At 53.8% G+C, this 13,720-nt stretch carries 15 protein-coding genes; 10 read left to right on the top strand and 5 right to left on the bottom strand.

Annotation, left to right across the window (positions count from 1 at the left end; all coding sequences use genetic code 11):
* The first annotated feature begins 26 nt into the window (after window positions 1-26).
* From lipA to Y017_RS05675, 8 genes are all read left to right on the top strand, one after another.
* Window positions 27-1,004, top strand: coding sequence for a lipoyl synthase (lipA, locus tag Y017_RS05715; protein ID WP_011589243.1), 978 nt, complete (start codon window positions 27-29; stop codon window positions 1,002-1,004).
* A gap of 153 nt (window positions 1,005-1,157) precedes the next feature.
* Window positions 1,158-2,666 carry a D-alanyl-D-alanine carboxypeptidase/D-alanyl-D-alanine-endopeptidase gene (gene dacB / locus Y017_RS05710; RefSeq protein WP_011589244.1) on the top strand — a complete coding sequence of 503 codons (1,509 nt, stop codon included), beginning with the start codon at window positions 1,158-1,160 and terminating at the stop codon, window positions 2,664-2,666.
* A 201-nt stretch (window positions 2,667-2,867) separates the two neighbouring features.
* Window positions 2,868-3,302, top strand: a complete 435-nt coding sequence (locus Y017_RS05705) for a copper resistance protein NlpE (protein ID WP_011589245.1) — start codon at window positions 2,868-2,870, stop codon at window positions 3,300-3,302.
* A gap of 354 nt (window positions 3,303-3,656) precedes the next feature.
* Window positions 3,657-4,328, top strand: coding sequence for a MotA/TolQ/ExbB proton channel family protein (locus Y017_RS05695; RefSeq protein WP_011589246.1), 672 nt, complete (start codon window positions 3,657-3,659; stop codon window positions 4,326-4,328).
* Window positions 4,318-4,698 (top strand): biopolymer transporter ExbD, encoded by a 381-nt coding sequence (locus Y017_RS05690; protein ID WP_011589247.1) that lies wholly within the window; start codon window positions 4,318-4,320, stop codon window positions 4,696-4,698. The genes Y017_RS05695 and Y017_RS05690 overlap by 11 nt, the downstream gene beginning before the upstream one ends.
* A complete protein-coding gene (locus Y017_RS05685; RefSeq protein WP_011589248.1) occupies window positions 4,695-5,129 on the top strand; it encodes a biopolymer transporter ExbD in 435 nt (144 codons plus the stop codon). The genes Y017_RS05690 and Y017_RS05685 overlap by 4 nt, the downstream gene beginning before the upstream one ends.
* The gene (locus tag Y017_RS05680) at window positions 5,126-5,854 is read left to right on the top strand and encodes an energy transducer TonB (RefSeq protein WP_011589249.1); all 729 of its coding nucleotides are present in this window, start codon (window positions 5,126-5,128) and stop codon (window positions 5,852-5,854) included. The genes Y017_RS05685 and Y017_RS05680 overlap by 4 nt, the downstream gene beginning before the upstream one ends.
* Window positions 5,855-6,014: 160 nt before the next feature.
* On the top strand, window positions 6,015-6,734 hold the full coding sequence (locus tag Y017_RS05675; protein WP_035459529.1) for a ZIP family metal transporter: 720 nt from the start codon (window positions 6,015-6,017) through the stop codon (window positions 6,732-6,734).
* 73 nt (window positions 6,735-6,807) lie between these two features.
* Here Y017_RS05675 and Y017_RS05670 read toward each other — a convergent pair whose 3' ends face one another.
* The 3 genes from Y017_RS05670 to mpl form a co-directional block, all read right to left on the bottom strand.
* On the bottom strand, window positions 6,808-7,410 hold the full coding sequence (locus Y017_RS05670; protein ID WP_011589251.1) for a flavin prenyltransferase UbiX: 603 nt from the start codon (window positions 7,408-7,410) through the stop codon (window positions 6,808-6,810).
* Window positions 7,407-7,865: a DUF2214 family protein gene (locus Y017_RS05665; RefSeq protein ID WP_035459526.1), complete on the bottom strand. Its 459-nt coding sequence runs from the start codon at window positions 7,863-7,865 to the stop codon at window positions 7,407-7,409. Before Y017_RS05665 ends, Y017_RS05670 begins: the two co-directional genes overlap by 4 nt.
* A gap of 167 nt (window positions 7,866-8,032) precedes the next feature.
* Window positions 8,033-9,385, bottom strand: a complete 1,353-nt coding sequence (mpl, locus tag Y017_RS05660) for a UDP-N-acetylmuramate:L-alanyl-gamma-D-glutamyl-meso-diaminopimelate ligase (protein WP_011589253.1) — start codon at window positions 9,383-9,385, stop codon at window positions 8,033-8,035.
* Window positions 9,386-9,767: 382 nt separating this feature from the next.
* Here mpl and Y017_RS05655 point away from each other — a divergent pair, with 382 nt between their 5' ends.
* Complete coding sequence (locus tag Y017_RS05655; protein ID WP_035459521.1) at window positions 9,768-10,730, top strand: triacylglycerol lipase; 963 nt, start codon at window positions 9,768-9,770, stop codon at window positions 10,728-10,730.
* Between the two features lie 377 nt (window positions 10,731-11,107).
* Entirely contained in the window at window positions 11,108-11,797 is a 690-nt protein-coding gene (locus tag Y017_RS05650) for a lipase secretion chaperone (protein WP_231483412.1), read from the top strand.
* Between the two features lie 174 nt (window positions 11,798-11,971).
* On the opposite strand, the gene Y017_RS05645 is transcribed toward Y017_RS05650, so the two are convergent.
* Window positions 11,972-12,301, bottom strand: coding sequence for a zinc ribbon domain-containing protein (locus Y017_RS05645; RefSeq protein WP_011589256.1), 330 nt, complete (start codon window positions 12,299-12,301; stop codon window positions 11,972-11,974).
* An 18-nt stretch (window positions 12,302-12,319) separates the two neighbouring features.
* Entirely contained in the window at window positions 12,320-13,549 is a 1,230-nt protein-coding gene (fmdA, locus tag Y017_RS05640) for a formamidase (protein WP_011589257.1), read from the bottom strand.
* Window positions 13,550-13,720: the final 171 nt, after the last annotated feature.

Raw genomic sequence — 13,720 nt, 5'->3', positions numbered from 1 at the left:
CAGCACTCGACGGCAATGGAAACCCCATGAGCGAACAGGCCCAAGCCAAACGCAAAGTGCAAATCGGTGACAAACTACGTGGCGCCGACAAGGTCCGCACCATCCCCATGGTTAATGAAGAAACCGGTTACCAACGTAAGCCGGACTGGATTCGTGTGCGTGTTCCTGCCAATGGCGAAATTCAGCGTATCAAGTCCCTGCTACGCAAACAGAAACTGCACACCGTTTGCGAAGAGGCGGCCTGCCCCAACTTGCCGGAATGTTTTGGCGGCGGCACCGCCACCTTCATGATCATGGGCGACATCTGTACCCGTCGTTGCGCTTTCTGCGATGTGGGTTTCGGCCGGCCCAATGCGTTGGATGCGCAAGAGCCGTTGCACTTGGCGGAGTCTGTGGAAAACTTGGGCCTGAATTATGTGGTGATTACCTCCGTGGACCGGGATGATCTAGCCGACGGCGGCGCGGAACACTTTGCCGAGTGCATCCGCCAGGTGCGAGCGCTTACCCCAGAGACCCGCATCGAAATCCTCACCCCAGACTTTCGCCCCTGCCTGGACACCGCCGTGGAGATTCTCGCTGAAACCGCGCCGGACGTGTTTAACCACAATATTGAAACCGTTCCGGAGCTATATAAGCACATCCGCCCCGGCGCCCGTTATCAACACTCCCTGGATTTGCTTAAACGCTACAAGGCTCTGCGCCCGGATGTGAGCACCAAAAGCGGCATCATGGTGGGGTTGGGTGAAACGTTCGAGCAGGTCATCAATACCATCAAAGATCTGCGAACCCATGATGTGGACATGATCACCATTGGCCAATATCTGCAGCCCAGCAAGCACCACGCTCCGGTGGATCGCTTCGTACACCCGGACGAATTCCGGGAGTATGCCCGCGTGGCCAACGAACTAGGCTTCACCTCGGTTGCCTCCGGGCCCATGGTGCGCAGTTCCTACCATGCTGATTTACAGCATAAAGGGGTGGATGTTGGCCTATACAAACCCTAATTCAAAGGCCGGGCTTACTGGCACCACCGATTAAATGTACGTTTCGTACTAGCGGCCCACTGACTCGGCTCGGGCTTTGCATTACGCTAGCGGTCTATGTAACACGCTTACCCCAGCAGTTGTTGCCGTTACGATTTTGAAGGTCCCCTTGTCATGCCGAGAAGCGCAGTCCGTAAACAGCCTAACATCGTTCTTACTTCAACCCTTCTCGGCATTTTTCTGCTGCTCGGCACCTTGCTTGCCGGCTCCGCACAAGCGGATATTCCGGCGCCAGTCATGGCCCCAGTATTGGAAGTCGCGGAAAGCCTGGAGCTTGCCGAAACCGACCTGGCAGTAGCTTCCATCCCCCTGGATGGACCCGGAAAAGCCCGTTTCATGAATGCGGACATACCCCTAAACCCCGGCTCCATCATGAAGGTCATTACCACCTACGCGGCGCTAGAATTACTGGGTCCCACGTTTCAATGGCACACTCGCCTGTACACCGACGGCACCATTGAGGGGGAAACCCTCAGCGGTAACCTGTATTTTGTTGGCAGCGGGGACCCTAAACTCACCGAAGAGCGGTTATGGCTACTGCTGCGGGAGTTGCGTGCCATGGGTATCACCCACATCACCGGTGACCTGATTTTGGATGGCAGCGTGTTCAACCTGCCCAATGGCATTACCGCCTTTAATGATGACGGTGACAACCCCAACGCACCCTTCCTGGTGGAACCCAACGGCTTGCTCACCAACTTGAATGTGTTGCGCATCCGGGCCCGAGCAGACAACCGCGGCATTCATACTTGGACCGAACCGGCCCTCAATGGCATCCACATCAACAACCAACTGGTACTGCGCGAGTACGGCCATTGCCCTCGCCGCTATCAATTTGACTATGAACCTACCACCCGTGATGACGGCTCAATAAGCATCACGGTCACCGGCGTGCTGCCCGTAGGGTGTAGCACCAGCAGCTATCTGTCTCTGCTAAGCCAGCCCGCCTATACCGGTGCCCTACTCTCTAGCCTGTGGCAGCAGCTTGGCGGTACCCTTTCAGGAACCATCCGCGAAGGCCTGCGCCCTCGAGCAGACACAGAACTACTCGTCACCACCTCATCGCGTGATTTGGTCACTATGGTCCGCGATATTAATAAGTGGAGTAATAATGTGATGGTGCGCCAGGTCTTCCTGACGTTGGGCGCCAAGCACCGTCAGCCCGGCGATAAAGACGATCTTGCCGCCGCAGAGCGTGAAATTCGCGCCTGGCTAGCCCATAAAGGTATCGACAGCCGGAGTATGGTCTTTGAAAATGGGGCCGGCTTGTCACGCATTGAGCGCATCACCGCCCGTCAAATGGCCCAACTACTGCAACAGGCCTGGGAAAGCCGCTTTGCCGCAGAACTAATTGCCTCCCTGCCACTGGTGGCCATGGATGGCACAATGCGTCGCAGGCTGGGTAACGCTAACATGGCTGGCATGGGCCACATTAAAACCGGCTCTTTGCGTAATGTGCGCTCCATCGCAGGGTTCACCCGCGATGAAGACAACACCACCTGGGCAGTGGTGGCCATGGTGAACAACCCTCGCGCGTGGCAAAGCGAGCCGGTACTTGATGCGTTCATCGAACAAGTGCACCTATCCACGCGCCCTAAAAGCATAAACACCGCCCGGCAATAAATCGTCCCCCCGCAGGGTCGATGGCCCTGCTTTATTCTACTGTGCGTTTTCCCTATGCTGAGCACATAAGGAGCTTTCAGAAGCCCCGTATCTGCCCCCCTCCAAACCCGTTGAAGATAACTCAAAGCAAATGTTCAAATGCTTGGCGAAAGAGTATTCTAAAATGATAATACCGAAGGGAACTTGCTAGGGAGCATCACCATGAAAACCTACTTCGTCGCCGCCGTAATCGGCTGTACCCTGGCGTTTGCTGGCTGCCAGAGCCAACCGGAAGCGCCGATCGACCCCAAAGCGCAGAAAAAGGTCTATAGCGGGATTCTTCCCTGCGCGGATTGTTCCGGAATTCACACCACGCTGATCCTATACCGGGATCAATACGATACCCCCACCCGTTTTGAACTCAGTGAAGAGTATATGAGCGGCTCCACCGTGAAACTAAATGTGGTGGAACGCGGGGAATGGACCTCACACAAATACCAGGAAGGCGTTAGCCAGGAAGATGTGTACACCATCAATCCTGAAGACGACGATGCACGACGTCAATACATCAAGGATGCGATCAATGCCGTTGAACAATTGGATTCATCTGGGAATCGTATCCAGTCAAATTTGAATTACCGCCTGCTCAGCAAGTAACTCCCATAGGCGCATAAGAAAGGCGCCTCGGTTCCTTTTTATTTGCTTGCTCTGGCCGCCCAACCCCCCTTCCGGCTCAGCGTGCACAGCACGCGCCCTAGCACTAGTGGCAATAAACCTTCGAAGATGCGGCATTTTGCCGCTATCTGTGAATGCATCCCAAATAGGAATGACTTGCATTAAGGGGTTGAACATCATAGTATTGCGAACCCTTATTCAATCCTTGGCGCTGAGTCATTGCCACACCGCCACATAGCCCTGCGTTATCAAGCGGTTATTATTAAGTGGCGATATGCAAGGCCTGTTTTACCCGATACCGGGCACCTAATTATTTGCCCATAGCTGGAGTTTTCCATGCCCCAGATTTCCCTACAGTTACCGGAATGGTTTATTAGTGGCGGCGCCACTATGTGGGTTCTGGCCCTGCTCTCCGTGATTGCCTTGGCAACGTTCATCTCCAAGATCTTGCAGTTCGCCCGCATTCGCCCTGGCAATAGTCGCCAGGCAGACCAGTTGCTTAGCGCAATACGCCAAGGCAAACCGACCAGCAAACCCGACAAATTAACCAGTCCCATCGACCGAGTGCTCTGGCAGTGCTGGGAAAACCGTAACCTGGATGAGGCTGCTTGGCAGGAAGAAAGCCTACGCTTGGCCCGCAGCGGCCTGGATGAGTTACGCGGCGGCTTGCGTGTGCTGGAAGTGATTAGCGCCATTGCTCCGCTGCTAGGCCTTCTGGGCACCGTATTCGGCATGATTGGCGCCTTCCAAGCCCTGGAGATGGCCGGCTCACAGGTGGACCCCTCCATTCTGTCCGGGGGTATCTGGGAAGCCCTGCTGACCACCGCCGCCGGCCTCACCGTGGCAATCCCAACCTTGGCTGCATTCCACTGGGCCGACCGCAGCATCGAACAATGCCGCGAGAAAATGCAGGATCGACTGTCGCGTTTGAAAGTATTGCGCAACAACCACACGGCTCCCGAGCCTCTGGAAGAGGAACGCGACCCGTCGGTGTCGCATGCATATTGAACCTGAGCGTCATCGCACGCCCTTTATCAGCCTGACACCACTAATTGATGTGGTGTTTATCCTGCTGGTGTTCTTCATGCTCGCCACCCGTTTCGGGCAATACCATGACCTGCCTGTTAACGTGCAACCCGCAGACAGCACCGAGCAACCGGACGAACAATGGTTAATCATCAACGTGCAGGCCAACGGTATGCTGACCCTTAATGATGTCAGCTTTACCCCGGCCGCGGTTGCAGACCGGCTGGATACCAGCAAGACCAAGGTATGGGTCACAGTGAATCCAGAGGCCACTCTGCAACAGGCACTGACCGCTGTAGACGCCATGAAGGCCGCCGGCGTTCGCGATGTTCAACTGGAGCTGTTGCCATGATGATCATGGAAACCTCATCACGCAGACCGCCACTGGAGCCGGTGCTGCCGCTGATCAATGTGGTCTTCCTGCTGTTGATCTTCTTCATGTTAGCCGGACAATTGGCCAAACGCCCCACCGTGACGGTGGAAGCACCGATGAGCCAGACCGCAAACGGCGAAGAAGCCCGGGATAAGTTGCTACTGGTGATACAGAACGATGGGCAATGGTTTGCTGAAGACAGCGCCGAACCGCTAAGCGACGCGGCATTGCAGGCACGACTTGGCGACAAGCCAGAAGATGCGGAAGTCCGCCTGCTGGCCGACGCAGGCGTAACCATGCAAGCCTTGCGCAGGCGTTTGGAAACCCTGCAAGGCATGGGTGTGGAACAGGTTCGGCTGGTGACGCAGAGTGACGCAGCAGCAGAAAGCGCCAGCAAGGTGGCACCATGAAACCCCGTAATCTCACCGCTTGGATCGTCTCCATTCTAATTCACGTCAGCGTGCTGGTTACCGTTGGCGCCATGACGCTTGCCGGTGGCCGCCCCGCAAAACCGGGCGTTAGTGAAATTGCCATTAACCTGTCTGCTCCACCAGCCCCAAAGGCTGCGCCGAAAGCGATACCGCCAAAGGCCCAGCCCGCCCCGCAACCGAGAGTCAAACCAAAACCCAAACCCAAGCCTACGCCCAAACCGGTCGCAAAACCGAAACCGGAACCCAAGCCAGAGCCAGCCCCACAACCTCAGGTAGCAGAAACTGCGGCCACGAAAACCGAGAATGAAGACACCCACGAAGAAGCCTCGGCACAGCCCCTGACTCAAGGCGCCAAAGGCATGGCGGGCGCCCCAGGAAAAGGAGTGCATCAATCCGGTGATACAGAAAATGCGCTCAACAAATACCTAGCAAAAGTGCGCGACACCATCGATTACAACAAGCAGTATCCGCACCGGGCTAAAATGCGCCGCCAACAAGGGACCGTTAAGGTGTCTTTTGTAATCAATGCGTCTGGGCGCGCCGAACAGGTAAAGATCACGAAAAGTTCCGGCAGTCGTATTCTGGACCGCGCCACCCAGGAGCTCGTTTCAAGGTTACGCTTCGACGCCCCCCCCAAAGAGCTGGATAGCAGCCTACCTGTACACGTTATTGCACCGGTGAATTACGATCTGAGCAATGGCTAACGCCATTACCTCGGCGGCGATCTCTTCCTCCGTCCCGAGTTGATCCCCTGCGCACCTGTCTTTACTGTTGAATGCTTGATTAAACAATCACGCTGTCTGGCACGCTATTACCCGCCCGCCGGGGCGGGTTTGCCTGCTCTCTCTTTTGAAGGAAACGCCTGTGAACGCATTAACTTTGGCACTGTTATTAAGCCTAGCAGCAGGTCTCAGCATGGCGGCGGGAGCTCTCATTGGCGTGCAGGAACATATCGCCAAAAGCTGGCTTGAGCAGGAAGTGCGCCACGGCGTTATCGCTTTTGGCGGCGGCGCTCTATTAGCGGCCGTGGCATTAGTGCTGGTTCCAGAAGCGGTCAAACACCATAGTGCTTTCTCCGCCACAGTCTTGTTCGCCAGTGGCGGGCTGGTCTTCATGTTTATTGACCGGGCCTTGGCGAAACGCGGTGGCGCTCTGTCACAATTGTTAGCCATGTTGCTAGATTTTGTCCCGGAAGCCATCGCTCTAGGGGCGGCGCTGGCCAGTGGCGGTAGCCAGGCTTACCTGCTGGCGTTCCTGATTGGCATGCAAAACATGCCGGAAGGGTTCAATGCCTATCGGGAAATCTACAATAGCAAGGGCAACACATTGTCTAAAAGCCGCATCGTGCTGGCTTTCGCTTGCATGGCCCTGCTGGGCCCATTAAGTGCCTGGCTCGGCTTTGAGATCCTGGTGAATCAACCCTTTATTCTCGGCGGTATCATGCTGTTTGCCAGCGGTGGCATTCTCTATCTGACCTTCCAGGATATCGCCCCGCAAGTGCCACTGGAAAAACACTGGATGCCAGCTCAAGGGGCTGTAGCCGGTTTTGCGCTGGGGCTAGTTGGCCACCTCCTAGTGCAGTAAGCCTAACGTTGAAACGCGACAGCAGCTACCATCAACTAAACATTAACGCCTAGCACGCGTTTTAACGTTCAACTCACTCCCCCCAACGCTTCACTAAGGTTTGTTCCACACCAAGATGATCCAGTAGCCGGGCAACCATAAAGTCCACCAGATCATCCACGCTTTGTGGTTGATGATAAAACCCAGGCGCGGCGGGCATGATGGTGACGCCAAGGCGGGAAAGTTTAAGCATGTTTTCCAGGTGGATCGCGGAGAAAGGCGATTCCCGGGGGACCAGAATCAATTTTCGACCTTCCTTTATGGCCACATCCGCAGCCCGCTCGATCAGATTATCACTGGCCCCCATCGCAATGGCTGACAAGGTCCCCGTAGAGCAGGGGCAGACCACCATGGCTGCAGGAGCTCCGCTGCCGGAAGCCACCGGCGCCGTCCATTGTTCCAACCCACAAACGACCAGCTGTCCCTTTTCTGTCTTTACCCAATCGCGCAACGCCTGCTCAGCGTTGCCGGTACCCGCAGGCAATTTCAATGCCGTCTCAGTGCCAATGACCACTCGCGCAGCCTTGGAAAGTAGAACGAACACCTCACAGTCCGCCTCCAGCAAACACTGCAGCAAACGTAACCCGTAAGGTGCTCCGGAGGCACCGGTAAAAGCTAACGTCACCCGATGTGTCATAAACCCATCCCGACACCTCTGACCATCATCACTGCCAGAATCGGCATCAATATAACCAAATGAATTTCTGCCACCAGCACGCCACGCAGGTTGCGTTGCAGCTTGTCATCAATCACAGGGACATGGCCTGCTTTAACTGTTTTTCGCCAACCCAGAAGCACCTTAGTGGGATACAAGCTCAACAAGGCGATCAACACGAAGAGCGTCACCTTGCCATGAAACCAAGGGTTAGTGAGATAAAAGTCCCAGCCCTTTTCCGTCCAGCCCGCCCGGGCCAAGCCACTGATCAATACCGTTAGCGCCGACAGGCCATAACCAATATCCAGCCATAAGAGCGTGCGAATATTGCGTTCATTGATGCCGGTTCGCCACAGCAACAACTCGCCATACAAGCAAGCAAAGAGCATCAGGATGCTTAGGTAATGCACCGATGCCCAAAGTACCGACCAGAACATGACAACCTCCTAAACGCTCGAAACGAGCGACACGTTTCAAGCCTCAACACGGACAAAATGAATACGTTTGCAATTTTCTGCCGGCACTCAAGACAAAAGCGCGGGCACAGACGCGTCAAGACGCTTACTACTATCATTTGCAGCAACGTCAGGCTTGTCTGTCGCTGTTACTCAGCCAACGCATCCAGCAGCTTCTGGTGAATGCCACCAAAGCCGCCGTTGCTCATCACCACCACGCTCAGTGGCTCGCCTTTGTGACTTGCTACCTTGGCAATAATATCATCCAGCGATTCGGTCACCGTTGCCGGCACCGGAGCTTCACTGAGCACCGAATCCAGCGACCAGTTCAAGCCCGGCGGCTGATACCAGATTACCTCATCAGCGCATCCGGTGCTGCCCGCCAAAGCGGCCTTGTGGCTCCCTAGGCGCATGGTATTAGAGCGAGGCTCAATAATGGCAAGTATTTTGCCGTTACCCACCTTGCGCCGCAGTCCATCTAGCGTGGTGGCAATGGCCGTGGGGTGATGGGCAAAATCGTCGTAAACCCGCACCCCGCCCACTTCACCACGCAATTCCATGCGCCGCTTCACACCCACAAACTCCGATAACGCTGCCGCGCCATCCGCCAAAGTCACACCCACATGGCGGGCGGCCAGCAACGCAGCCATTCCGTTGTTCACACTGTGACGGCCAGTTTGCTCCCAACGCACCTGCGCCACCGGTTCACCGCTTTCAAGCACCGTAAAGCTCGAGCCATCGGCCTGATCCAGGCGGTAGCCCAGCGCTTCCTCTTTACCAAAGCGCTCCACGTTACTCCAGCAGCCTTTTTCCAGGGTCTCCTCCAGCGCAGCTTCTCCATGGGGCAGAATCAAGCGACCGGTGGACGGCACAGTACGAATCAGGTGATGGAACTGGGTTTGAATAGCGGCCAGATCCGCAAAAATATCCGCGTGATCAAATTCCAAATTATTAAGAATTACCGTGCGCGGACGGTAGTGGACAAACTTGCTGCGCTTGTCAAAAAACGCCGTATCGTATTCGTCTGCTTCCACCACAAAGAAAGGCGTCTCACCCAACCGGGCCGATACTCCGAAATTGCCGGGTACACCGCCAATCAAATAACCAGGCTTTAAACCCGCATATTCCAAGATCCAGGCCAGCATGGAACTGGTGGTGGTTTTACCATGGGTTCCGGCAACTGCTAGCACCCAGCGACCGGGAAGCACCACCTCTTGGAGCAGTTGCGCCCCTGAGGTATAGGGTAAGCCGCGATCCAGTACTGCTTCCACTGCCGGGTTGCCACGGCTTAACGCATTGCCGATAACCACTAGATCCGGCGCCGGTTCCAGTTGCGACGGATCATACCCTTGGGTCAAGGCAATACCCGCCGCTTCCAATTGATCGCTCATGGGCGGGTAAACGTTTTGGTCACTGCCAGTAACCTGATGCCCCTGAGCTTTAGCCAGCTGCGCCAGCGACCCCATAAAGGTGCCGCAAATACCGAGAATATGAATATGCATGAGAAGGAACTGCCAACATTTAGATTCCTTGCACCATAACGGCAAGGGCTCCCAAGGTGAAGTGCCAGCACGGCCTAATCCCTGTTGAACCTATTGTCTAATGCAACAGCTCCTAATTTTGCCGCATATATCCAAGCATGGTGGACCGTAAGGTGCCGAACATCCCCTTCCAAAAGACACAGGATAAATAAGAGAAAACAAAATAGTCCGTCGTTAGTGCTGCTCTCTATGCGCGAAGATCTGAAAGGTATAATGACTGGAATCCCTCAAGTCAAAAAATTGCATTCTAGTTGAGTCCAAGTACACTCCTGTGCGCCATCACAAATATAAATATAAACTCAGCCTTTACACTGGCTATAACCTAATACAATAAGAGGCAGCCATGTCGATCATCCTCCGACGCCTGGTCATGGTCACCGCTTTGCTATTCAGCACCAGCCAGACGCAAGCCTGGTCCTGGTTGGGAAAAGACAAAGACACAAGCTATGCAAACACTCGCTACCCCATTGTTCTGGTGGGCGGCCTCATTGCTTTTGATGATATTGCCGGTATCGATTATTTCTACGGTATCGCTGATGATATGCGCGATTACGGCGCCGAAGTCTACGAGAGTAATGTAAGCGCACTACAAAGCAATGAATACCGCGGTGAAGAATTAATCATCCAGATTGAAAATTATCTAGCCGTCACAGGTGCAACAAAAGTGAATCTTGTCGGCCATTCTCAAGGGGCGGGCACGGCGCGATATGTTGCCGCCGTTCGTCCGGACATCATCGCATCGGTCACCTCAGTGCACGGTGAAAACCGTGGAACTCCTGTTGCTGACATCCTTCGCGGGTTGATACCGCAAGGCAGTGCAGCGGAAGAGCTCGCAGACATGGTTGCCAACGGGTTTGGGTTCCTATGGGAGTTAGCATCCGGGGGGCCCAACGCAAAGAGTCAATCCACCAAAGCGGTGCTCGTGGCGTCAACCACCGAAGGCATGGCCGCGTTCAACCAGCGCTACCCTCAAGCCATGCCCACCTCCGCCTGCGGCACTAGTGGTGAACATGCGGTCAACGGAGTGCGTTACTGGTCTTGGGGAGGCACAGGTGTGCGCACCAACCTACTCGATCCCTTCGATAGTATATTGGTCACCGTCACCCAGTTTGCCTTCTCATCTGGGGTTGAACATGACGGCGTGCTGCCCCTGTGCGGTATGTACCTTGGCAAACCCATTCGACATGACTATCGCCATAACCATGCGGATGCTATCCGCCAGCTGTTTGGTTTGCTTGGCTGGGAAACTGATCCCAAAACATTATATCGCAACCACGCTAACCGCCTGAAAAATGCAGGACTTTAACAAGCATTCCCTCAGAGGGTCGCTCTTTACAGGGCCCTCTGCATTGAGTCTGAGTCATGACACGAACATTTGTTCTACTTATCGCAATAGTGCTCTCAGCTAGCAGCTTATTCTGGAACTTTCAGCACCTAACCGCTTCCCCTCTTCCGCTACCCACAGCGAGTAACACGAACACCCAAATCAGCACCACTTACACTGCCACAATTGAAGCGGGAAGAGCAGCTAAGCAGACGCTAAATCTAGCCCAAATGCTGACAAATACTTCGTTAGCGGACACGCAAGTCCCTGGAAGTCTAACGATCGATGCCCTGGGCCGCCTGATTCCAGACAACCACAGCAAAGCAATCATGGATTATTTCTTATCTTTGAGTGGAGAAATGCCTGACGCGTCAATCCGCAGACTGCTGGAACACTGGGCCCGACACAACGCGGGGCAACTTGCCGCCGCTGACTTGCTGACACTGTTTGATCAATATCATTATTATCGGTCCCGGTTAGCTAACGGCGATTACGCCGCACATTATTTGAATAAGAACAGCGGGGATATTCGCAACAAGCTTGAACAACGACAAAAACTGCGCAATGACACATTTGGGACCGATATCGCTGCAGCTTTGTTCGCAGATGAGGACCGCTACGATAGGGTCAGTTTGCAGCGCAACCAGATCCTGACATCGCGTCGTTCTGAGAAAGAAAAGGCTGACGCCCTGCAAGAGCTTCGCAAGGCGCTACCCGAAGCCTTGGCAAAACAACACCAGCGGCAGTACGATTTGCAACGCCTCACAGCCCATGAGCAATCCATAAAACAACAAGGTGCTAATGCCGCCGATCTCTATGCTTTCCGCCAACGCCAATTTGGTGATGCTGCGGCCCTGCGTCTGCAGGCGTTAGATGAGCAACGTACCCTTTGGCAAAGTCAGTACCAGAATTACGCGCGACAGCGAGACCAGATCAATTCCGCAGCCATAGACATTGCGGACAAACAGAAGCAGTTACAGGCTTTGCGTAGCAGATTATTTACCCACAGTGAACAACAGCGTGCAGCCGCGTTAGACCGTATGCAATAGCCAACATAGATAGAAGAAACATCGTCAAACTAGCTCCTTGCGGTTGTTTCGCTGAGACCGTCTGAGCACGGTAAAAATAATCCCATTCAAGCTTTCCCTCTATCACAACCATAAAAAAGGGCCGCTAACGCGACCCGCTAAGAGAAGTTTTACTGCCGTAAAACCCTTCAAACCTTAATGGCTAATCATCCATGGCCTGGCTGACGGAAACATCTTGTTGCCTTCAGCGGTATAGAATAGCTTGGACTTGCGCTTGTGATGACAGCAGCCTTGATCTTTTTCTGAATGCTGATTGCCTTGTCGAGGCTCATGCATCGCCTTCTCATTACGTGCAATGGCCTGGCGTTTTTCCGGGGCCATATCCAGCACCTCTGGGGGCACCATAATCACCCGCGCTGACAACGCACCACAGGTCGGGCACATGGCGCAATCACCGGAAGCCTGCATGGGAACGAGGTCATGGAACAAGCCGTGCTCAACACATTTATAGTCATAAAGGGGCATGATCAGCTCCTGTATAAATTACTTATCTTTCGATAATGGGATGTCAACACTGCCGGCCACACTATGCTGTGGACCATCCATACCCGGCTTAATATCAAAGTCGAAAATATCCGTTGGCAACCAAAGAGTGGCACAGGCATTGGGCACATCCACTACGCCACTAATATGTCCCTGGACAGGAGCACAACCGAGCAAAGCATAGGCTTGAGCACCCGTATAACCGAATTTCTTTAGGTACTCAATCGCATTGAGGCACGCCTGACGATACGCCACATGCACGTCTAAATAATGCTGCTTGCCTTGTTCATCTACAGAGATACCTTCAAATATTAAGTAATCGTCATACTTGGGCGCCATAGGGCTGGGCTTAAAGATAGGATTCTTAATTCCGTATTTTTCCATACCTCCTTTAATGATGTTCACCCGTAAATGGATCCAGCCAGCCATCTCAATGGCTCCACAGAACGTAATCTCACCATCACCCTGGCTAAAATGCAGATCCCCCACGGACAGCCCCGCATCCTTCACATAAACGGGGAAATAAACCTGCGAGCCCCTCGACAAATCTTTAATGTCACAGTTACCCCCATGCTCACGGGGCGGTACGGTACGGGCGCCTTCAGCAGCAGCTTGGGCTTTCGCGTCACCGCTTAACTTACCCATGTGCGCCGTATCAGCATAAGGTAAGTTAGCCAAGCCAGGAACACGATCAGGCTCGGTATCGTAAAGTGCTTTTTCCCGGGTGTTCCACTCTTCAAGCATTTCCTTCGACGGCAAACAACCTATAAGGCCCGGGTGAATCAGGCCGGCAAACTCCACGTTGGGAATATGGCGGGACTTGGTGAACATACCATTGAAATCCCAGATGGATTTCTGAGCTTCAGGAAAATGTTCGGTAAGAAAGCCACCGCCATTTTGCTTGGAAAAGAAACCATTAAAGCCCCATTGGCTTTCATCAAAAGTGCCGATATCAAGGATATCCACCACCAGAAGATCACCGGGCTCGGCGCCTTCGACACCCACAGGTCCGGTTAGAAAGTGCACCTGAGTCAAGTCGACATCACGAACATCGTCAGCACTATCGTTATTCTCGATCTGCCCACCCGTCCAGTCATGACATTCCAAGATAAAATCATCACCAGGCTTCACCATTTTCGCCATGGGGATATCCGGGTGCCAACGATTATGAACGTTTTCGTTTTCGTAAGGCGATTGTTTCAGGTCAATCTTGATAATCGTTTCAGCCATAATCAAAGCTCCTTAGCGAATCATTTAGGTCGAGTGGGCATCAACACGATCACTATTAATGAAACCACCAAGAACAACCATGAGTTAATAGCACAGCACACCTACGTCATTTGACGTAGGTGTGCTGTTAACAAACTAATGAAGTGAATCGCCACCAGTTTGCTAGACACC

Origin of the sequence: Alcanivorax sp. 97CO-5, from assembly GCF_000524665.1 — a bacterium.
GTDB classification, from domain to species: domain Bacteria; phylum Pseudomonadota; class Gammaproteobacteria; order Pseudomonadales; family Alcanivoracaceae; genus Alcanivorax; species Alcanivorax borkumensis.
The sequence above is the reverse complement of the archived record's forward strand: the minus strand, read 5'-3'. Positions and strand labels throughout refer to the sequence as shown.

What these genes read in the sequence shown, in the direction of transcription:
- lipA (WP_011589243.1), top strand. Translation starts at nt 27, where the DNA reads ATGAGCGAACAGGCCCAAGCCAAACGCAAAGTGCAAATCGGTGACAAA.
- dacB (WP_011589244.1), top strand. Translation starts at nt 1,158, where the DNA reads ATGCCGAGAAGCGCAGTCCGTAAACAGCCTAACATCGTTCTTACTTCA.
- Y017_RS05705 (WP_011589245.1), top strand. Translation starts at nt 2,868, where the DNA reads ATGAAAACCTACTTCGTCGCCGCCGTAATCGGCTGTACCCTGGCGTTT.
- Y017_RS05695 (WP_011589246.1), top strand. Translation starts at nt 3,657, where the DNA reads ATGCCCCAGATTTCCCTACAGTTACCGGAATGGTTTATTAGTGGCGGC.
- Y017_RS05690 (WP_011589247.1), top strand. Translation starts at nt 4,318, where the DNA reads ATGCATATTGAACCTGAGCGTCATCGCACGCCCTTTATCAGCCTGACA.
- Y017_RS05685 (WP_011589248.1), top strand. Translation starts at nt 4,695, where the DNA reads ATGATGATCATGGAAACCTCATCACGCAGACCGCCACTGGAGCCGGTG.
- Y017_RS05680 (WP_011589249.1), top strand. Translation starts at nt 5,126, where the DNA reads ATGAAACCCCGTAATCTCACCGCTTGGATCGTCTCCATTCTAATTCAC.
- Y017_RS05670 (WP_011589251.1), bottom strand. Translation starts at nt 7,410, where the DNA reads ATGACACATCGGGTGACGTTAGCTTTTACCGGTGCCTCCGGAGCACCT.
- Y017_RS05665 (WP_035459526.1), bottom strand. Translation starts at nt 7,865, where the DNA reads ATGTTCTGGTCGGTACTTTGGGCATCGGTGCATTACCTAAGCATCCTG.
- mpl (WP_011589253.1), bottom strand. Translation starts at nt 9,385, where the DNA reads ATGCATATTCATATTCTCGGTATTTGCGGCACCTTTATGGGGTCGCTG.
- Y017_RS05655 (WP_035459521.1), top strand. Translation starts at nt 9,768, where the DNA reads ATGTCGATCATCCTCCGACGCCTGGTCATGGTCACCGCTTTGCTATTC.
- Y017_RS05650 (WP_231483412.1), top strand. Translation starts at nt 11,108, where the DNA reads ATGCCTGACGCGTCAATCCGCAGACTGCTGGAACACTGGGCCCGACAC.
- Y017_RS05645 (WP_011589256.1), bottom strand. Translation starts at nt 12,301, where the DNA reads ATGCCCCTTTATGACTATAAATGTGTTGAGCACGGCTTGTTCCATGAC.
- fmdA (WP_011589257.1), bottom strand. Translation starts at nt 13,549, where the DNA reads ATGGCTGAAACGATTATCAAGATTGACCTGAAACAATCGCCTTACGAA.